17 protein-coding genes (1 of these 17 cut by a window edge) are annotated in these 18,952 nt (G+C 51.4%); 1 reads left to right on the top strand and 16 read right to left on the bottom strand.

The window, feature by feature from the left end:
• Positions 1-170, top strand: partial view of an endonuclease/exonuclease/phosphatase family protein gene (locus NST37_RS09620; protein ID WP_003390574.1) — the 3' portion only. It extends 511 nt beyond the left edge of the window; 170 of the gene's 681 nt are visible here — the last part of the coding sequence; its start codon lies beyond the left edge, outside the window; its stop codon occupies positions 168-170.
• On the opposite strand, the gene NST37_RS09615 is transcribed toward NST37_RS09620, so the two are convergent.
• The 16 genes from NST37_RS09615 to NST37_RS09540 all read right to left on the bottom strand — a co-directional run bounded on the left by NST37_RS09615 (position 130) and on the right by NST37_RS09540 (position 18,945).
• The gene (locus NST37_RS09615; RefSeq protein ID WP_339186616.1) at positions 130-1,608 is read right to left on the bottom strand and encodes an alkaline phosphatase family protein; all 1,479 of its coding nucleotides are present in this window, start codon (positions 1,606-1,608) and stop codon (positions 130-132) included. The two genes, NST37_RS09620 and NST37_RS09615, sit on opposite strands and share 41 nt — an antisense overlap.
• Positions 1,609-1,731: 123 nt before the next feature.
• A complete protein-coding gene (locus NST37_RS09610; protein ID WP_339186614.1) occupies positions 1,732-3,237 on the bottom strand; it encodes a S41 family peptidase in 1,506 nt (501 codons plus the stop codon).
• On the bottom strand, positions 3,234-5,234 hold the full coding sequence (locus tag NST37_RS09605; protein WP_003390581.1) for an S-layer homology domain-containing protein: 2,001 nt from the start codon (positions 5,232-5,234) through the stop codon (positions 3,234-3,236). Before NST37_RS09605 ends, NST37_RS09610 begins: the two co-directional genes overlap by 4 nt.
• Positions 5,235-5,361: 127 nt before the next feature.
• Positions 5,362-6,477 carry a Nif3-like dinuclear metal center hexameric protein gene (locus NST37_RS09600; protein WP_339186613.1) on the bottom strand — a complete coding sequence of 372 codons (1,116 nt, stop codon included), beginning with the start codon at positions 6,475-6,477 and terminating at the stop codon, positions 5,362-5,364.
• A complete protein-coding gene (locus NST37_RS09595) occupies positions 6,453-7,187 on the bottom strand; it encodes a tRNA (adenine(22)-N(1))-methyltransferase TrmK (RefSeq protein ID WP_003390586.1) in 735 nt (244 codons plus the stop codon). Before NST37_RS09595 ends, NST37_RS09600 begins: the two co-directional genes overlap by 25 nt.
• Positions 7,188-7,300: 113 nt before the next feature.
• Positions 7,301-8,440, bottom strand: a complete 1,140-nt coding sequence (locus tag NST37_RS09590; protein WP_003390588.1) for an acyl-CoA dehydrogenase — start codon at positions 8,438-8,440, stop codon at positions 7,301-7,303.
• Positions 8,441-8,604: 164 nt separating this feature from the next.
• Positions 8,605-8,769 carry a hypothetical protein gene (locus NST37_RS09585; RefSeq protein ID WP_155808002.1) on the bottom strand — a complete coding sequence of 55 codons (165 nt, stop codon included), beginning with the start codon at positions 8,767-8,769 and terminating at the stop codon, positions 8,605-8,607.
• An 85-nt stretch (positions 8,770-8,854) separates the two neighbouring features.
• Complete coding sequence (locus NST37_RS09580; RefSeq protein WP_003390592.1) at positions 8,855-9,787, bottom strand: hypothetical protein; 933 nt, start codon at positions 9,785-9,787, stop codon at positions 8,855-8,857.
• A gap of 93 nt (positions 9,788-9,880) precedes the next feature.
• Positions 9,881-11,005 carry an RNA polymerase sigma factor RpoD gene (rpoD, locus tag NST37_RS09575; protein WP_003390594.1) on the bottom strand — a complete coding sequence of 375 codons (1,125 nt, stop codon included), beginning with the start codon at positions 11,003-11,005 and terminating at the stop codon, positions 9,881-9,883.
• Positions 11,006-11,039: 34 nt separating this feature from the next.
• Positions 11,040-12,896 (bottom strand): DNA primase, encoded by a 1,857-nt coding sequence (dnaG, locus tag NST37_RS09570; protein WP_003390596.1) that lies wholly within the window; start codon positions 12,894-12,896, stop codon positions 11,040-11,042.
• 195 nt (positions 12,897-13,091) lie between these two features.
• A complete protein-coding gene (locus NST37_RS09565; RefSeq protein WP_003390598.1) occupies positions 13,092-13,925 on the bottom strand; it encodes a pyruvate, water dikinase regulatory protein in 834 nt (277 codons plus the stop codon).
• A 16-nt stretch (positions 13,926-13,941) separates the two neighbouring features.
• Positions 13,942-14,589 carry a helix-turn-helix transcriptional regulator gene (locus tag NST37_RS09560; RefSeq protein ID WP_003390601.1) on the bottom strand — a complete coding sequence of 216 codons (648 nt, stop codon included), beginning with the start codon at positions 14,587-14,589 and terminating at the stop codon, positions 13,942-13,944.
• 123 nt (positions 14,590-14,712) lie between these two features.
• Positions 14,713-16,785 (bottom strand): glycine--tRNA ligase subunit beta, encoded by a 2,073-nt coding sequence (glyS, locus tag NST37_RS09555; RefSeq protein WP_171506856.1) that lies wholly within the window; start codon positions 16,783-16,785, stop codon positions 14,713-14,715.
• Positions 16,778-17,689, bottom strand: a complete 912-nt coding sequence (gene glyQ / locus NST37_RS09550) for a glycine--tRNA ligase subunit alpha (RefSeq protein ID WP_081607812.1) — start codon at positions 17,687-17,689, stop codon at positions 16,778-16,780. The genes glyS and glyQ overlap by 8 nt, the downstream gene beginning before the upstream one ends.
• Positions 17,690-18,034: 345 nt before the next feature.
• Positions 18,035-18,799 (bottom strand): DNA repair protein RecO, encoded by a 765-nt coding sequence (recO, locus tag NST37_RS09545; RefSeq protein ID WP_003390610.1) that lies wholly within the window; start codon positions 18,797-18,799, stop codon positions 18,035-18,037.
• A complete protein-coding gene (locus NST37_RS09540) occupies positions 18,790-18,945 on the bottom strand; it encodes a YqzL family protein (RefSeq protein ID WP_003390612.1) in 156 nt (51 codons plus the stop codon). Before NST37_RS09540 ends, recO begins: the two co-directional genes overlap by 10 nt.
• Between the last annotated feature and the right edge of the window lie 7 nt (positions 18,946-18,952).

The raw sequence follows: 18,952 nt of genomic DNA, 5'->3' as shown, positions 1-18,952 counted from the left end.
GCGGAGGGGGGCAGCTTTCAACAATTATTACCTTCCAAAGGCGTATAGACTATATCTTCGCGTCGCCTCACTGGAAAATCCATCAATATGAGACGATCCCGGTAAAATGGTCCGACCACCTGCCCATTCTTACTGCTTTGGAATTGCCACTCCAAGCTCCTGAAGAATAAAATCTTTTACATCGACCAAACGGGCCGGGGACAAAAAGTAGCGAGACGCTCCGGCAATTAAAAGCGGCACCAGAGAGTCACGCTTGTGCAGGGAACCGTGGCTTCCTCCTCCAAGATGCGTGGGTGCAGCTTCTGAAACAAATTCATACCCCTGTGCTGCTGTCAAGACAATAACAGGGATGCTTTGCGAAAAAAGCGAGCCATACAAACGCGAAAAGGCATCCGGGTATTCGTCAAAAAGGAGCCGATCCCCGTCAAGTTTGACATCCAGCACTTGCAGGTCTCCCTCAAAAGACCAGCTCTGTCCATAGATATCCTGGTACATTCCGCCCTTCCAGAAGGACAAGCTTTTGTCTGTCCCTCCCCGTCGGACTTTTACCCTGTCCCCTTCTTTCCAGGAAATCAGATCAATCCGCACATCCGAAGAGACAGCCTCGACAATCTTCATCAAGTCGTTTTCCCGCAGCGGGTACAAATACGTCATTCGTTCATTATTGCAAAGGACGATTTCGTCGTTTGCGGACACATTTGCTCCCAGCCGATGAATGGAAAAGGTGGACAACAGACTCATCAAATCGACGTTATGGTCAGTGCTTTCTCCGATCAATGTCTGTCCGTGGTCACTGATGAAAATACAGACGTTTTCCTCCAGAACTTGCTCCCAGGACGGGTAGGAATCAAGGAATCGCACCAGTTCCGCATCCACTTCACTCAAATGCTGAACAGCCTCATGCGGGGCACGATGAAGCTTGTGATCATTTTCAGGCAGATAGACCAAAGTAAAATCGGGCTGCTTGCCGCTCAATACAACTTCGATCAAAACATCGATTGCATGCGTATCATTTATTCCATACCCCCTCGCAGCAGATTGGGACCAATTCCACATGATCGGCCGAAACAAGCTGGGTCTTACCAGGGTACCGAGGCTCATGATAGTAGGACCGCTCACTTTTTCCCGCAAAGAAAAACCGGTTGCAGCATCAAGGGCGGGAGGCAAATAAAGCTTATGCCGTTTGTGACCGCGATGCGCAATTACATTGATGGAACCTGAGACAAAGCCCGCTTCTTCCAATTCCTCATGGATGGTTTTTACCTTTCGGCTTAAATGCCTGTCATTCAGGTCGTATAGAACATTCGTTGCGCATTGTTCCAACCCTATTTTACTAACCGGTACTGTGCCGTTAATGTAGTTGATCATTTTTTTGCTGTCGGGGTCGTACCAGACCAGACCGGGGATCTTGTGCTGATCCGGATATACTCCTGTTATCAATGAGCAGTCAATCGAGGCAGTCATTGTCGGAAACACGGTTACGCAATCCGGGATGTACTGTCCTCGTTCCATGAAGAACTTCAGTCCCGGCGCTTTTTCCGCGGCGATGCATTGCTCCAACACGTCAGGCATCATGGAGTCGATTAAAAAGAGGAGTACTTTCTTCATCCGTATGCCTTCCTTTTCCAAAGTTGTAGTCGTACTTGTTATTGTTTGCCGTTCCCATTCCGCTATGCGTCAAAAGAAAAAAGCCTCCCCTCTCTGGCAGAGAGCAGGAGACTTGGAATCTGTTTACCTTCCCGACACTTGATACGTTAATACAGGAGCATCCTTGTCAGTCGCCAACCGCAAAGTCGGATACTTTTGCAGATATGGCGTGATGTCTACGTAATCGTTTGCACCTAGCGACTCATCGCCGATTACACTGGAGAGAACTTTTGCACGGATAAGCCATTTTCCCTGTTCATCTTTCTTAAACAGAGGGTCAACAGCAGCAAAAGCAATCCCATTCACAACAGTGTCTCCATCCTCTGCTTCCAGCTGAAAGCTGTTTACGCCGATCGAGTGGAGAGCTCTTACGACTTGTGCCGCATAGTCTTCCTCTTTGACATCCGGTTCCAGCCCGACGTGATTCACCTTTGTATGCTTCGGCGTAAAATACTCATGCAAAGTGATTTTCAGCGCATCTCCCTCTGAAAGGGGAATAATCTGCTGAGCGCTGCCCTTTCCGAACGTCTTGGTGCCGACCAGCTTGGCGATGCCGTTATCCCGCAGAGCCCCGGCGAGCAGCTCTGAAGCGGAAGCAGTCCCTTCATTGACGAGAATGCGGACAGGATAGTTGACATCCCGGCCATTTCGCACCCACGTCTGCACTTCTACGCCATTGCGATTGGTCGTATACATCAAGAGTCCTTCTTCCATAAACAAGCTGGCAATATCCCGAGCGCTCGACAAGTATCCGCCGCCATTGTCGCGCAAATCTACCAGCAAGCCTTTTAATGAAGGCGATTGCTTCGTAAGCTGGTCGAGTTTGTCACGGAATTGGACGGCTGCTTCCGAACCGAATGTCTCCAGACCGATATAGCCAATCCTCCCGTCTTGGAAGAGACCCCCTTCCACTTCAGGAACAGTAATCGCCGCGCGCTTGAGCTTCACCTGAAGCTCCCGATTTTCTCCTGGCCGAAACACTGTCAAAACCGCTTCTGTGCCTTCTTCCCCTCTGAGCATCAGATATGCTTCTTCGGCGTTTTTGCCTTTCAGCGAAGCTCCGTCTACTGCCAATAGCTGATCTCCTTTTTTCAACCCGGAGGCTGCGGCAGGCGAATTCGGAATGATCTCTCTGATCAGCATCAACCCATTCTGAAAACGCATACGGAAGCCAAAGCCGACTAGCTGATTTTCAACACCTGCTTGAAAAAGCTCCAGATCATCTTTTGTAAAAAACATCGTGTGAGGGTCGTCCAGGGTTGACAGCATCCCCTCGATTGCCAAACGGTTTAACGTGGAAGCATCGAGCTTCGCCTTATCCTTCCACTCCGACAGGCGCCGCTCCAATTCTGCTAGCGTGTCGTCCTCAGCAGAATACTGCAAAGACAAGTTGCTCTCTTTTTCCGCCAGCTTCTTAATTCCCTCAAGAGCGCCTTGGACAAGCTGCTTTTCGCTAGGCCTGCTCAAATGATTGTCCAGCACTTGATGGTAGACCTCTGCTGTTTCCGCAAACGGTCCATCGGCAGCATGGACTGAAGAAACTCCAAATACGAGTAAAGCTGCTATTACCCACGAGAAGATCCGCTTCATCGCGCTGCCCCTTTCACGACCTCTCGCGGAATGGAAACCCGTACATCGACCTGGGTCTTGTACGTTTCCTCTCCCGCGTAGGCGACGTATTCTTGCGTATCATACACTTCTTCATAACGCCAAACGTGCTTCACCAACAGATCGGAGTCACTATCAATGTAGTACTTGTTCATGTAGACCGGTACGCTCTTGATCTTCCCGTGATTGAGCGATACGTTTTGGGCAGCCTCCACGATTTTGTCGCCTGGTATCCATTCGGTGATGATGTCGTATTCTCCAAATGATTGCTTGTAATATCTGGCCCCGAGGATACGAGCCCGGTCCTTGACACTCATACCGGCCACATAATCTGACATGAATTCCTGCTGGTCAACCCTGGAAGGCTCCCAGCTTTCGGAATCAAAATTGCGTTCATACTTGATGTTCTTTTCTGTATCCGTATAACTTTCCCATTTGTCGAGCACCAGCTTTTGCGGTGATTGATAAATTCCCGTCGCATGTCTAGCTTTGCTCAGACGGTCTACCTCTTCCGTATATTTCACCAGAAAGCCCCTCAGAACAGCTTCGCCTTCCGCCTTGTATCCCTTCAAATTCTCCATGCGGCCCATCGTAAAGCTCAGATCCCGCACAATGGATGCTTGCTCCAAGTCGATAGCCAATTCCTGCTGGAGGAGACGAGTAAGCTGGATGATTTCCACTTCTGTCTTTTTGGGTTGCAGTCCTGCAAGAAACGCCTCCGCTTCTGACAACTGCTCGTTTTGAACGAGATAGTAGACCAGGTTTTTCAAAGCTTCCTGGTGATGAGGAGCGAACGCACGATATATCTCCAGGGCTTTGTCCATATGGCCAACCTTCACTTCCAACGCCGCTTGGTAGATAGCCAGCGCTTCCGACTCTTTCGTATTTTTCCTGATTTTCTGCTCGTAGCCGTTGAGGCGTTCGAGAATCTTCTCGTACATTTTCGGGTCTGTCGAACCTGTCTGCAAAGCCATGTCATATACATTGGCGACTAACAGCTGAAGGGTGTCAGGCAAAACGATCCGATCATCGAAGTAGGCGTCGATCGCCTTGAAGGCATGCTCCAGATTATCTGCAATCTCGGTGTCAGGGTCCCAGCTAAGGTAATAGTGCACACCCACTTTATTGTCAAAGGTCCCTTCCGCCAGCTTGCGCAAAGCGCGGAAGGTCTCCTCGGAATCTTCATGAAACCGGATCGCTTCCGCAGCGTTGACGTATATTTGATCGTCCCCCGTCACCTGATCCGTGTAAGGGGCAAACAGCGGGAACATATCCTGAACCTCCGGAACCATCGGAAACTTCTGGCCGTCATAATCGAGCAGCGGCAGCATTACATCTCTCTGCAAGAACTGCACCAGACGGTCAAAAACAACCGCTGCCTCTCCACGTTTTAATTTGTCTGACGGTCTGCCTGTGAGCCATCCCCACTCATTGACCATGTTCCACGCCTTCTGTTGGTCCGTCTCCATTGTATAAATGGCGAGCAGTTTGGCCGCTTCTTCACGGGTGATTGGCTGATTAGGCGAAAAAAGCTGGCCCGGGAAAATCTCCTGGATCGCACCAGGACCATACAAGCGCTCCAACAGAACCGACATTCGCAATGTCGGGCCGTACATCCATGTCAGCCGGTCGACGTCCTTATATGGAAGATACGGCTCGTCAAAACCCTCTCCCTTTCCAAACTCATCATGCTCCGACAGAAAAGTGAGCGGGTACAAATGCTGCTGTCCGACAACGAAAACCCTGTCCATCAAGGCGACAAACTCTGCCCGCGTCAGCTCGCGGTTGGGATAAAACCGCTCGATCGAACCACCGGAAGCAAAAAGGCCGTACTGCGCCCCTCTGATAATCGACGATTTCGCCCAGTGCTTGCTGATATCTGAATACGGCATGTACGAGCTTGCAGCACTTGCAGCCGAGGGTACGAGCAAGCTGCAGACAAGCAGTGCGCAGGTTAATACTTTACTCTTTTTTTGCACGAAAATCCCCCTACACCAGTTTGGCTTGCATAGGCTTGTATGAGCAACGAGACCGCCGCTGCGCCATCTAGCCAGGGAGCAAGTCGGGCCCCCTGATGGGATCGGTATTTATCTCCACATCGAATTTTTATAAAAACTGATACGGATCTGTATGTACACGAGAAGCAATAACCTCTGTCCCGTATCCATTTTCCTGAAGCCGATCACGCAAAAAGGCTGCCAGCTTCTCTTTCATGATTTTTTCAATGTTGTGGCCGGCGTCGATAATGAACAAGCCCTCTGCCAGCGCATCATGGGCCGTATGATATCCGATGTCCCCTGTCACAAAGACGTCCGCACCGCGAAAAACAGCCTTGGAGACATACGAGCTGCCGTCTCCTCCTACAACGACTACTTTTCTGACAGGCGCATGCAAATCGCCAATGACGCGAAGCCCCTGCAACGAAAAGCGCTCTTTGATTTGCAGCGCCAGCTCCTGCAGCGTAACCGTTTCGGGCAGCTTTCCGATGCGTCCGATTCCCAGGGCCTGGCCGGTGTTGTCCAAAGGAATCAGATCATAGGCGACCTCTTCATACGGATGGGCAGCCAGCATCGCTTTGATCACGCTGGTTTGCCTTGAGGACGACACGACCGTTTCGATCCGAACCTCTTCCACTTTCTCCAGTTCGCCCTGTTTGCCGATATGCGGATCGGTGCCCTCTCTCGGCAGGAACGTTCCCGTGCCTTCTGCCTGGAAGGTGCAGTGGCTGTAATTGCCGACCCAGCCTGCACCAGCCTCGGTAATGGCCTGGAATACCGCATCCCGATGGGACTGTGGAACGTAGACGACCAGCTTTTTCAGCGTCTCGCGATAGTTCACGTCAAGCATCTCCACATTTTCGAGTCCGATGGCTTCTGCCAGCCAGTCATTCATGCCTCCTGCGGCTACATCCAGATTCGTATGGGCGGTATAAACGGCGATATCGTGCTTGAGCAGTTTTTCATACAATTTTCCGGCAGCCATATCCGTCCTCAGATGCTTCAGCGGCCGGTAGATGACTGCGTGGTGGGCGACGATCAGGTCTACACCCTCTGCGATGGCCTCATCTACGACAGATTCCAAAACATCCAGCGCCACCATTACCTTTTTTACCTGCTTTTGCAAGGTCCCTACATGCAGTCCAATCTTGTCACCCTCCAGAGCCATCGCTTTGGGTGCGAGCTTTTCCACATATTGAATTACGGTTTGTCCGTGGGCAAACATGCTATCACCTCATTGATCCATTCGAGTTCTTCTTTAATCTGCGCCGCACGTACGGCCGCCTCTTGTTTGTCCGAGCGACTGAGCTGCTCCAGCACCTTCGTCCACTTCTCACGTTCGCTCATCCACTTTTTTGCCAGGACGGGCGACTTTTCTTCCCAAAGAAAGGGACCGATGCGCAGCAATTCCTCAGGTGAACGGTCCTTGTTTCGATATGGGATCATTCCGTCTCCCTTGTCTGCTACCAGAATTTCATAAATGATCCCGTCTTCCTCCATGATTGTTTCCGCAGAGAGCTGCCAATTGTTTTCCACAAACCAGCGGCGCACATGCTCCTCCCCGACATTCGGCTGGAGAATCAGTCGGCTGACGCCCTCAAGCTTGTCTGCACCCGCAGATAGAATGGAAACGATCAGCTGTCCGCCCATTCCGGCGATGCAGACGACATCCACTTCACCCGGTTTCAGGACAGACAGGCCGTCGCCTTTGCGGACTGATGCCTTGTCCTCGGCTTGTATCGTATGTATTTGTTTCAGCGCTGCCTGGTAGGGACCTTCATTCAGCTCGCCTGCCACGACAAACGAAGCAATTTCTTCCCTAATCAAATAAGAAGCCAATAACGCGTGGTCCGATCCGATGTCGGCAACGCGGGCTCCCTTCGGGCAAAAACGGGCAATCGTTTGCAATCGCCTGGATATCATCCATGTTGTCATAAGCTCTTTCTCCTTCCAATGCCTTTATTCTACCCTATTTGTTCCTATTTTCCCAATGCAAAAAAACGCGAAAAGCCCCGTCTTTTGTCAAGACGAGGCAAAATTTTTGCGTGTTAACAGCCGATTTCACGTGCAATGACATTGCGGAGAATTTCAGACGTTCCTTCCCCGATCTCAAGCAAACGGGCGTCGCGGAAAAAGCGCTCGACCTGATACTCCTTCATATAGCCGTATCCGCCGTGAATCTGGATGGACTGATGGGTCGCGGACATGGCGACTTCCGAAGCATACAGCTTGGCCATGGCCGCCTCTTTGGTGAACTTGCGCTGGTTATCCTTCAGCCAGGCTGCTTTGTAAACCATGTTCCGAGCCAGCTCAATCTGCATGGCCATGTCTGCCAGCTTGTGCTGAATCGCCTGAAAACGGGAAATCGATTGGCCAAATGCAGTGCGCTGATTTGCGTATTGAAGCGCTTTTTCATAGGCTGCCTGCGCAATTCCGACCGCCATCGCACCTATACCGATGCGTCCGCCATCCAATGTAATCAGGAATTGCTTGAAGCCTTCCCCTTCACGTCCGAGCACATGGTCTTTCGGTATCCGCACATTTTCCAAAATGAGCTCGGTCGTGTTGGAGCTGTTCAAGCCCAGCTTCTCGTAATTGTTCAATACGGTGAAGCCCGGTGCGTCAGTGGGAACGATAAACGCCGTGATCCCCCGTGTTCCCTTTGCTTTATCCGTTACAGCAGTCAATGCGAGAAACTTGGCATAGGAAGCATTCGTAATAAAGCATTTGGCGCCGTTTATGATCCACTCGTTTCCATCCAGAACGGCCGTGGTTTTCGTCCCGCCAGCATCCGATCCCGCATTCGGCTCCGTCAAACCAAATGCGCCCAGGCTTTCACCGCTGCATATTTTTGTCAGGTACTCCTGCTTTTGCTGCTCGCTCCCGAACATGGCGAGCGGCGCACCACCCAAGGAAATATGAGCGGAGTAGGTGATACCGGTCGAAGCGCAAACCCGGCTCAGCTCTTCCACGACAATCGCAAAACTGATGCTGTCAGCCCCTGCACCGCCGTATTCTTCGGGGAAAGGAAGGCCCATCAGGCTCAAGTCCGCCATTTTCTCGAAAATATCAGTTGGGAAAGCCTTCGTCCGATCGCGTTCATCTGCCCCCGGCGCAACCACTTCCTCGGCAAATGACCGAACCATGTCTCTCAGCATCAGCTGTTCGGTATTCAAATCAAAATTCATCATTGATCCGCCCCCTTGAAAGCGTTTTTTCATTTGCTTGGACATAGATGGATAATTCCGACTGAGCGTTTGTTCAGTTTGCAATTCCATTATACACCATATTCCTTTGCTCTGTGTACGCCTTTTCAAAAAAATACGACAACTTCTTAAATAAGAAAGCACGCCTATTCATTGCGTGCTCCCATCAATATCGCTCCAAAGAATGAAGCTCCTCCCAGTATGTAACCTATGTTGTATGTCTTCATGCTTACGACCATCGCGAATGCTTCAAATCCGAAGAAAACCGCCGCCAGAAGAATCCCTGTCAGCACCCACATTTTTTTATTCAAAACTCTCACCCCGATGATTTACTCCACTCCACGTCTATTGTAGCAAGAATGCGCAGAAAAGGGAAAAGGCCCCTGCAGGAGCCCTCTATAAACGAAGCCATTGATACCAGTACCCGCGGGTAAAAAAGAAGAAAGCGGAGCTGAGAAATACCTTGATAAACAACAGCAATTGGATCAGATCCTGCCGGGCTGTCGGAATATAAAGAGATTGCACCTCTGCTCCAAAGAAAGCAATCATGCCGCAAATCGCAAAAACGCCTGCCCATTTTGGGTAGTTCTGGTGTACGAGGAAGCCTAATCCGACCATCAGACCGGCGATCGGTACCCAATACAGCTCTGATCTCCACCATGTATACCCGTCCCCTACCCGGTCCACCGTCGCTACTCCATATACGAGAGCCAGGGCCAAAACCCCGCAGTACAGAAGATAGGGAAACCCGAACAAAAATGCGCTGATGCACAGCAGTATGGAAATAATTGACAAATAGATCAGCATGACCGATAGCGGGCCGCCCAACTCGTGAATCATATAAAAACCGCCTAAAAGCAGTACTACAAAGGATAGTCCCAATAGCAAATGCGTGACAAGTGGCGATGATTTCCTAAAAGCGAATGCCAGTATATAGCAAATTAACGAGAAACAGGCAAAGATGGCAATTTGCATTAGGGGGGTAAAACGGTTAAAATGAAAAGCAAGTAAGATGATCCCAGCGATCAAAAAAGCGCCAATCAGCCAGGACAGAATCATTTTACCTGATATGGGAGCAGCACTTCCTGATACATACGGGGCCGTTGCTTTCGTCCCTCTTGCTACAGCTCCCTGTGACGTCGCTGCAACTTGCCCATAGCCAGAGGCAATACTTCCGCCGCTGCCCTTTCTTGCCATCTCTGACGATTGCGGCCTGTCTCCTTCCGTATACAAATTTAACAAGAAAATGCAGTAATGTTCGGGCAGCAAATGATTGCGCCGCCAGTTTTCGATTTCGGAAATGATGACACGCTTGCGCTGGTCGTCCAACGCGAGACCCTCCTTTGTCTTGACGGGTTGGCCTGAGATCGGAAAAAGAAAAGCCTACGCAGGCTAACGTAGGCCACATATTTCCTATATCGGTTATTCCAGAAAATCTTTTAAGCGTTTGCTGCGACTCGGATGACGAAGTTTGCGAAGTGCCTTTGCCTCAATTTGTCTGATGCGCTCACGCGTAACGCCGAACACTTTCCCTACTTCTTCCAGTGTCCGCGTACGCCCGTCATCAAGACCAAAGCGCAGGCGCAGTACGTTTTCTTCCCGATCCGTCAGCGTATCCAATACATCCTCAAGCTGCTCTTTCAACAGCTCATAGGCAGCTGCATCGGAAGGCTCCAGCGCGTCCTGATCTTCGATAAAATCACCCAAATGGGAATCGTCTTCCTCACCAATCGGTGTTTCCAACGATACCGGCTCCTGAGCAATTTTCATGATTTCACGTACCTTTTCAGGCGTCAAATCCATTTTTTCCGCGATTTCTTCCGGCATTGGCTCACGTCCCAGCTCCTGCAGCAACTGGCGGGAAACGCGAATCAGTTTGTTGATCGTTTCTACCATGTGCACCGGAATGCGAATGGTTCTTGCCTGATCGGCAATAGCGCGGGTAATCGCTTGACGAATCCACCAGGTCGCATACGTACTGAACTTGAAGCCTTTTCGATAATCAAACTTTTCCACGGCTTTGATCAAGCCCATGTTGCCTTCCTGGATCAAGTCGAGGAACAGCATGCCTCTTCCAACATAACGCTTGGCAATGGATACCACCAGACGCAGGTTGGCCTCAGCCAGACGACGTTTTGCTTCTTCATCACCCTGTTCAATGCGATTTGCCAGCTTAATCTCCTCTTCAGCGGAGAGTAGAGGAACACGGCCAATTTCCTTCAAATACATTCGCACAGGGTCGTTGATCTTGATACCGGGCGGCACGGAGAGATCGTCGAATTCGAACTCCTCGTTTTCCTCATCCTTCATGATCATATCGTCCACTTCTTCGTCGTCCTCGCTGTCATTGTTGACCTCGATTCCTTGATCGCCCAGATATTCAAAGAACTCATCCATCTGGTCGGAATCCTGCTCAAATCCCGAAATGCGATCAATGATTTCTTTATACGACAGCGCACCGCGTTTCTTGCCTAATTCGACCAGTTGTTCCTTCACTTGTTCAATGGACGCTGCTTCCATGTCTGAAGTGATGTTTTGTTTGTTCATCTACTATCCCTCCTTCCCCGGGAATGATCTGATGCTACCCTTCTTTTAAAGCATTTTCCAATTCAAGAATCTTCATCCCTACGACGGCAGCTTGAATTTCCAGTTCTCTACGCGCTTCCTCGCTGTCCGCTGCAGATGCCTTCATGTGAAGAGTTCGTAGTTCTTCACGCAGCTGCTCCAGCTCGGTGCGCTTCGGGTAGTGATTTACTTGCTTGATGTAGTCCCCGATCTCTTGATCAGATACGTCGTCTCTGCACTCCATCATGGCCAATCCCGAGGCTAATTGCTTTAACGGTTCGTCTTGCAGGTAATGTATAAACTGTCCAGGATCTTCCTGATGTCCTTCTGCGAAATATGCGTATAAATAGGCTGCCAATGCATCGTGTTCATCTACTTGGAACGAACCGGTACACTCAGCCTGAACCCGATCCGCGATATGCCGATTGCGCATCATATAGCCCAGCAGCATGCGTTCGGCTGTATGGTAAGCGGGGGGCAGTGTTTTTGCGAGCGTAACTTTGCCATTATTTATACTATTATTCCATGCTGGCGTTACTTTATCCCTTTGTCTGTCACTTTTTTGCTGTTTGTAAAGCCTTCGTGACTCCCACTTGATCGCTTCAAGGGTCAGGGAGTGTTCTTCCGCCAATTGCCGCAAATACAAGTCCCGTTCAACCGGACTGTCCAGCTCGTTTACGAGTTCAATCGCCTTTTCGATGAATTGCTTCTGATCGGTCTCATCCTGTATTACGTGCTTGTCACGCAAATGTTTCAGACGAAAAGCCGTGACAGGCATCGCCTGAAGTAATACCTGCTGAGAAAATGCTTCTGCTCCGTGCTGTCGAATGTAATCGTCAGGATCTGTACCGGGCGGCAAGGGAGCGATGCGGACAACGACCCCCGCTTCCTGCAGAATGTTGATCGCTTTCGCTGTCGCCTCTTGACCGGCAGCGTCTCCATCAAAGAGAAGCACAACCGACTCAGCATTGCGCCGGATCATTCTCGCCTGCTGCTCGGTCAAAGCCGTTCCCAAAGTAGCAATCCCTTGGGGAAAGCCTGCTTGCCATACTGAAATCACATCCACATATCCTTCGAAGAGCAACGCTTGTTTTCGCTTCCGGATATATGGGCGAGCGCGATGAAGGTTGAATAGTGTTGTACTCTTGCTGAAGAGTGGACTTTCCGGACTGTTTAGGTACTTGGCAGGCGCTGATGGGTCCAATGCTCTCCCACCAAAAGCGATTACTTTTCCCTGTGAATCGTGGATCGGAAAAATAACGCGCCCGCGAAACCGGTCGAAAATCTTGCCGGCTTCACTTTTTGCAAGCAACCCTGCTTCAACCATCAGGTCCAACGAGAAACGTCGATTTTGCAAAAATGAAGTGACGAAGTTCCAAGAGTCCGGGGCAAAACCGATCCCGTATTCATCGATCGTCTGCCGTGATATTCCCCGCTTTTGCAAATACTTCATCGCCTCATGGCCATACGGCGTTTCCGTAAGGACGTAATGGTAGAGCTTAGCTACGAGCTGATGGGCCTCGAGCATAATCTGCTTGGCCTTTTTTTCCGGAGCCGCTTCTTCCTCCTCTTGCGCCTGGGGCACCGCGATCCCGGCACGTTCAGCAAGCCTGTGGACGGCTTCGGGAAATGTCAATTGCTCCAGCTTCATTAAAAAGGAAAAGACATCTCCGCCTGCCCCACAACCAAAGCAATGAAAAAATTGTCGCTCCGCATTGACATTAAAGGAGGGTGTCTTTTCCGAGTGGAACGGACACAAGCCTAGAAAAGCGCGACCGCTTTTTCGCAGTTGTACATACTCTCCTACTACATCTACGATGTCAACAGCGGCACGGACTTGGTTCACAAAATCAGCTGAATTGGGACCAGCCATGTCTTTCCACCTTTTTTATAAATTACGCAATGAGGTTATTTAGTTCGTCAAAATTCGTCATTTTCCTTCTTGAAAACGCTACTCTTTTCTTCTTTTCTACTTTTCCACATTTTCGCAGGCGGTAAACGCCTTCCGAGCGCTCCTTTGAAAAGGAGGCAATTCTCTTTTATTCTACAAAAAACGTCAAAACCCTTCTTAAGACCTATGTTCTTTTCGAAGATTATTCTTGCGGATGATTTCCAAAATGATATTGGCTGTTTCCTCTACCGCTTTGTTGGAGACATCGATGACAGGGCAGCCGACACGTTGAATGATTTTCTGCGAATACGCCAGTTCTTCGTTGATTCTGTCCAGATTGGCGTAATTGGCTTGTGCGGTAAGACCGAGAGCCTTCAGCCTCTCCGTGCGGATGCCGTTCAACTGCTCGGGATTGATGGTAAGTCCGATGCAGCGTTCGGGCGGGAGCTGAAACAGCTCTTCCGGCGGTTCCACTTCTGGAACCAACGGCACATTTGCCACCTTCAAGCGCTTGTTCGCCAAATACATCGAGAGCGGTGTCTTGGACGTACGGGACACCCCGATCAGCACGACATCCGCACGCAGCAGCCCGCGGGGATCGCGGCCGTCATCGTATTTGACCGCGAACTCGATAGCGTCCACCTTGCGGAAATACTCTTCGTCCAGCCGCCTGACCAAACCCGGTTTTCCGGTAGGCGGTTCATGCAGCATCTCCTGCAGCGTTGTCAGCAGCGGTCCCATTACATCAATCGTACGGATGCCGTGCTTTTGCGCCTGCTCGACGATATACGTTTTCAGCTCTGGCACGACGAGGGTAAACACGACCATCGCATTCATCTCTTTTGCAGAGGCGATAATTTCATCGATTGATTCTTTGTCCTCTATGTATGGATACTTGTGTACATCGATGGAAAAGCGGTCAAACTGGCTGGCTACTGCGCGCACGACCAGTTCCGCCGTTTCGCCGATAGAGTCTGAAACCACATAAATAAGCTGTCCTCTTTGATCCATTGTATCGCTTCTCCTCCTACACTTTCGGCTCGCTGCCCAATTCGACAAATGCCTTGGCAATCGTCGTTTTCGTCACTCTTCCCAATAGCTCCCAATGCTTGCTGTCCTCTCCCTGTCCGGGACGAACTACTGGCAGCGAGTCGATTTGGAAGTCGATCAGTTTCTTCGCCGCCGCGTAAAGCGTCTCTTCAGGCCCGCAGGTGACAATATTGGGCATCCTGGTCATGATGATCCCGACGGGCACATCCTCAAGGGTCTTGTTTCCGAGCGAGGCTCGAAGCAGGTCCTTGCGCGAGAGTACACCGGCCAGGAAGCCTTTTTGGTTGACCACAAAAAGAGTGCCTACGTCCTCCAGAAAAAGGGTCACGATTGCATCGTAGGCAGAAGCCGATTCAGATACGACGATGGGCATCGCCTTGTAGTCTTTGACGAGAAGCTTGTGAAGCCGTTCACTAATGATCGAGCCAGCCGGTCTGCCCGCATAAAAATAACCGACGCGAGGTCTGGCTTCTAAATAACCTGACATCGTTAGGATGGATAAGTCTGGGCGAAGAGTAGCCCGGGTCAGATTCAGCCGCTCCGCGATCTGCTCACCGGTAATCGGCCCCTCATCCTTCACGATCTGTATGATGTGCTCTTGTCGTTTGGTAAGCTCGATGACCAATCACCCCGGTTCTGTCTGGTTACTACCCCTAGTATTACTCTATTCGACGAGATATTCCTTCTTTCCAAGGGAAAAAAGGTCGCCCCCGCGAGTGCTGGCGGAGGCGAATCTGTATGGTTATAATCAGGCAAACACAAGCTTGGAGAAATCAGCGTACCCGTAAATCAGGCGGGACAGGCGCAGCAACAGGCCCAAACGGTTTTGGCGAACCGCCTGATCTTCCGCCATGACCATCACCTTGTCAAAAAATGCCTGGATCGGTTCACGGAGAGTAGACAGTGTCTCCAGTACGCGCTTTTGATCATCCAGCCCGCTTACTTCCTGAGCTACGGACACGTACGTTTGATGCAGAGCCCGTTCTACGTCTTCTGCAAATAGGCTCTCGGAAACCGCGTCCGCTTCTGCCTTTTGGGCCAGATTGTTTACGCGGTTAAACTGCTCCACGGTAAACTTGAACGCTTCGGACTGCACGGCGTTCATCAGTGCTTTTGCTTTTTGCAAAAGTACAGGCAGCACATTCAAATCTGCGGACAGAACAGCATCGATCACGTCGTAACGGACGCCTTCTTCCTGCAGTACATTTTTCAGGCGCAGTGCGAAGAAGTCCTTGAGGTCCTGTTTCACTTCGTCACTCGTGCGTTTGGACACGCCTTGTTCGTTGTACGAAGAAAGCGCAGCATCCCACAGCTCATCGAGTGAGAGGGTCCAGTTCCGATCAAGCAGAATGGCCACGATACCGGCAGCCATCCGGCGCAATCCGTACGGGTCTTGGGAACCGGTCGGGACAATGCCGATCGAGAAGCAGCCGACGATCGTATCCAGCTTGTCGGCAATACTCGCAATCGCTCCGGGTGCGGACACGGGCAGCTGGTCTCCGGAGAAACGCGGGAGATAGTGCTCAAACACACCGTGCGCTACCGTTTCGCTTTCGCCAGCCTTGCGGGCGTAATCCTCACCCATCACGCCTTGCAGTTCAGGGAATTCGCCGACCATATTGGTGACGAGGTCAAACTTGGCAATCTCGGCGATACGGTCCACCTGGCGAGCTTCCTCTGCGGTGATGCCCAGCTTTTCAGCGATCAGGGCTGCTGTCTTGCGGACGCGGCGCACTTTGTCGCCGATGGTCCCCAGCTCTTCATGGAAAACAATCGTCTCCAAACGCTTCAGACAACTGTCAATCGAGAGCTTCTGGTCTTCCTCGTAAAAGAAGCGCGCATCGGACAGACGGGCCCGGAGAACTTTTTCATTTCCTTTGGCCACATTCTCCAGCGCATGGCTGTCGCCGTTGCGAACCGTAACAAAGTGATTCAGCAGCTGGCCGCTGGCATCCTCCACCGGGAAATAGCGCTGATGCTCCCGCATGGATGTAACCAATACCTCGCGCGGTATAGAGAGAAAATCCCGTTCAAAGGTACCGAACAGAGCTGTCGGATATTCGACGAGATGCACAACCTCGTCCAGCAGTCCTTCGTCCATCGGAATCCGCCAGCCGTTTTCTTTTTCCAAACGGCGGATTTGTTCGACGATCAGAGAGCGGCGCTCTTCTGCACTGACAATGACATGCTCCTCCGCCAATCGGCTCGCATATTCGGCAGGCGCTTGCAGGCTCACTGCCTGGCTGCCCAGGAAACGATGGCCACGGGTCACATTGCCTGTCTTTACGCCGGCAATTTCCATCTCAACCAGCTCTGCACCAAAAAGGGCAACGAGCCAGCGGATCGGCCGAACGAACTTCAGGTCATGGGCACCCCAGCGCATGTTCTTTGGAAAGTTCATGGACGTAATGACATCCGCAAGCGCTGGCAGCAGGCTGACCGTTTCTTTTCCTGCTTCCAATCTCCGTGCATGGACGTACTCTGCACCGTTTACTTCCTTGAAGTACAGCTGCTCTGTATCGACACCGTTGCTGCGTGCGAAGCCCTGTGCCGCTTTGGTCCAGTTGCCCGCTTCATCTACAGCGATCTTTTTTGCCGGCCCTTTTGCTTCCTCGTCTTTATCCGGCTGCTTTTCTGCAAGGCCGTGGATCAACAAAGCGAGGCGGCGAGGCGTTTCATAAGAATCGATCTTGTCGTACGGGATGCGCTGGCCCTCCAGCCAATTCTCGACTTTTTCGCGCAATTGCGCCGCTGCTCCGGCAATAAAGCGGGCAGGCATCTCTTCCGTACCAATCTCCAAAAGAAAATCTCGTTTACTCATTTGTGCTCACTCCTTCCTTGCTGTCAGCCGCGTGTTTCAGCATAGGGAAACCGAGGCGCTCGCGCTCAGCCAGGTAGGTCTGGGCTACTTCACGGGACAAATTGCGCACCCTGGCAATGTAACCGGTTCTCTCCGTCACGCTGATGGCGCCTCTGGCATCGAGCAGGTTAAAGGTGTGGGAGCATTTCAGCACGTAGTCATACGCAGGGAATACAAGATGTTCTTTCATCAACCGTTTGGCTTCGGCTTCGTACGTATTGTACAGGTTGAACAGCATGTCCACGTCAGACAGCTCGAACGTGTATTTGGAATGCTCATACTCCGGCTGCAGGAACACGTCACCGTAGGTAACGCCGTTCACCCATTCCAGGTCAAAGACGTTCTCCTTCTCCTGGATGTAGGAGGCAAGGCGTTCCAGGCCGTACGTAAGCTCGACTGCGACTGGCTTGCACTCCAGTCCGCCTACTTGCTGGAAGTACGTGAACTGGGTAATCTCCATACCGTCCAGCCACACTTCCCAGCCCAGTCCCCACGCACCGAGACCCGGGTGCTCCCAGTTGTCCTCGACAAAGCGGATGTCGTGCTCGAGCGGGTTGATTCCCAACTGGCGAAGGCTCTCCAGATACAGCTCCTGAATGTTGTCCGGAGACGGCTTCATAATCACTTGAAATTGATGATGCTGGTACAAGCGGTTCGGGTTTTCCCCGTAGCGGCCGTCAGCCGGGCGACGGGATGGCTCTACGTACGCCACATTCCACGGCTCCGGGCCGATCGAGCGCAGGAATGTCATCGGATTCAGTGTGCCCGCCCCTTTTTCCACATCATACGGTTGAACGACCAGGCAGTTTTGCTTTGCCCAATAATTCTGCAGTGTCAAAATGATGTCTTGAAACGTCATGCTCATGGACTTGTACCTCCCTGTTTTTTTCGGGCCAGCCTGTAGGGACAAAATAAAAAACCTCCCGCCGCCTACACTGTTGCCCAACAGTGTAGGGACGAGAGGATTTCCCGCGGTTCCACCCTACTTGACGACACGCCGACGCATCGTCCTCTTTCCGAAAAAAGCGTTGCTCCAGAATGCCCTTCGTCAGCTTGGTTACCGGGCTTTCACCCTCCCCGGTTCGCTTTGTCAGACCACCCGCACATCCCTTTTGCAGGTCCATCCGAAAAAACCAGCGGCCGACTACTCCTTTCTTTCACCGCAACGTATTTGAATTGGTTTTTATGATAGCGAAAAGTGTTCGGAATGTCAATCGCTCCCGGCGAGCGGCATTCGTTCCATCTGATCCAGGAAGGCTCTGCTCTTGAGCCGCAAATCAAGGTGCTCATCCATGAAGCTTCTGAGCACATGCTTGAGCTGGCTTCTGGTCGTCGGCTTTACCTCGATGTCCCCCAGACGCTCCAGATCAAAAACCTGGAACAGCCTGAGCAGCTTCCAGACCGACGGAGTCACAGCAATCGCATAGGCATCGCCGGCTGCACAAGCAGGGCACAGCAAGCCTCCCTGCGAGACGCTGATGACATAAGGCTCACGCTGCTCGCCGCAGTTGGCGCAAGCTGTCAAGCGTGGAGTGATTCCGGCTACCTGAAGCATTTTGGTTTCGAATATGCGGCAAAGAATCTCCGGGTCCCGTCCTTCGTCGAGGTGGCGAAAGAGCTGGTGCAACAACTGAAACAAAAAAGGATTTCCTTCTCCGTCTTCTGTCAGCCGGTCCAACAGTTCTGCTATGTAAGCGGCATAAGCCGTAGACATCAAATCCTGCCGCAGATCCCGAAACGAGTCAACGATCTCTCCCTGCGAGAGATCGGCCATACCGCTTCCGGGTCCCGTTTTACAGAGATAGTATCCGTGGGTAAAGAGCTGGGAGACGGCGCTCAACCGGCTCTTGGCCTTCTTGGCGCCTCGAGCCATGATCGCTACCTTGCCGCGCTCCCGGGTAAACAGGGTCACCACTTTGCTGGACTCGCCATAGTCCACGCTTCGGATGACGATACCTTCCCATTTTACAAGCATGCGTGTGTGTCACCCAATTCATCCTGGGCGAGATCAAACGGGGCCTCCTCACTGGCTCCTGACGTTTGAAGGTGCTCTCTGTAGAGGAGATAAGCATGGATATCACCGGTTGAAGCGAAATAACTCCAAGAAAACTCGTTGAGCATGGAGCAA

Source organism: Brevibacillus sp. FSL K6-6036 (genome assembly GCF_037964015.1).
In the GTDB taxonomy this organism is placed as follows: Bacteria; Bacillota; Bacilli; order Brevibacillales; family Brevibacillaceae; genus Brevibacillus; species Brevibacillus borstelensis.
The sequence above is the reverse complement of the archived record's forward strand: the minus strand, read 5'-3'. Positions and strand labels throughout refer to the sequence as shown.

Excerpts from the sequence above, each read along its gene's own strand:
- NST37_RS09565 (WP_003390598.1), bottom strand. The coding sequence starts at position 13,925 with ATGGATCAAAGAGGACAGCTTATTTATGTGGTTTCAGACTCTATCGGC.
- NST37_RS09615 (WP_339186616.1), bottom strand. The coding sequence starts at position 1,608 with ATGAAGAAAGTACTCCTCTTTTTAATCGACTCCATGATGCCTGACGTG.
- recO (WP_003390610.1), bottom strand. The coding sequence starts at position 18,799 with ATGCTTGTAAAATGGGAAGGTATCGTCATCCGAAGCGTGGACTATGGC.
- glyS (WP_171506856.1), bottom strand. The coding sequence starts at position 16,785 with ATGAGTAAACGAGATTTTCTTTTGGAGATTGGTACGGAAGAGATGCCT.
- rpoD (WP_003390594.1), bottom strand. The coding sequence starts at position 11,005 with ATGAACAAACAAAACATCACTTCAGACATGGAAGCAGCGTCCATTGAA.
- NST37_RS09540 (WP_003390612.1), bottom strand. The coding sequence starts at position 18,945 with ATGCTCAACGAGTTTTCTTGGAGTTATTTCGCTTCAACCGGTGATATC.
- NST37_RS09595 (WP_003390586.1), bottom strand. The coding sequence starts at position 7,187 with ATGACAACATGGATGATATCCAGGCGATTGCAAACGATTGCCCGTTTT.
- dnaG (WP_003390596.1), bottom strand. The coding sequence starts at position 12,896 with ATGGCTGGTCCCAATTCAGCTGATTTTGTGAACCAAGTCCGTGCCGCT.
- NST37_RS09610 (WP_339186614.1), bottom strand. The coding sequence starts at position 3,237 with ATGAAGCGGATCTTCTCGTGGGTAATAGCAGCTTTACTCGTATTTGGA.
- NST37_RS09600 (WP_339186613.1), bottom strand. The coding sequence starts at position 6,477 with ATGTTTGCCCACGGACAAACCGTAATTCAATATGTGGAAAAGCTCGCA.
- NST37_RS09590 (WP_003390588.1), bottom strand. The coding sequence starts at position 8,440 with ATGAATTTTGATTTGAATACCGAACAGCTGATGCTGAGAGACATGGTT.
- glyQ (WP_081607812.1), bottom strand. The coding sequence starts at position 17,689 with ATGAGCATGACGTTTCAAGACATCATTTTGACACTGCAGAATTATTGG.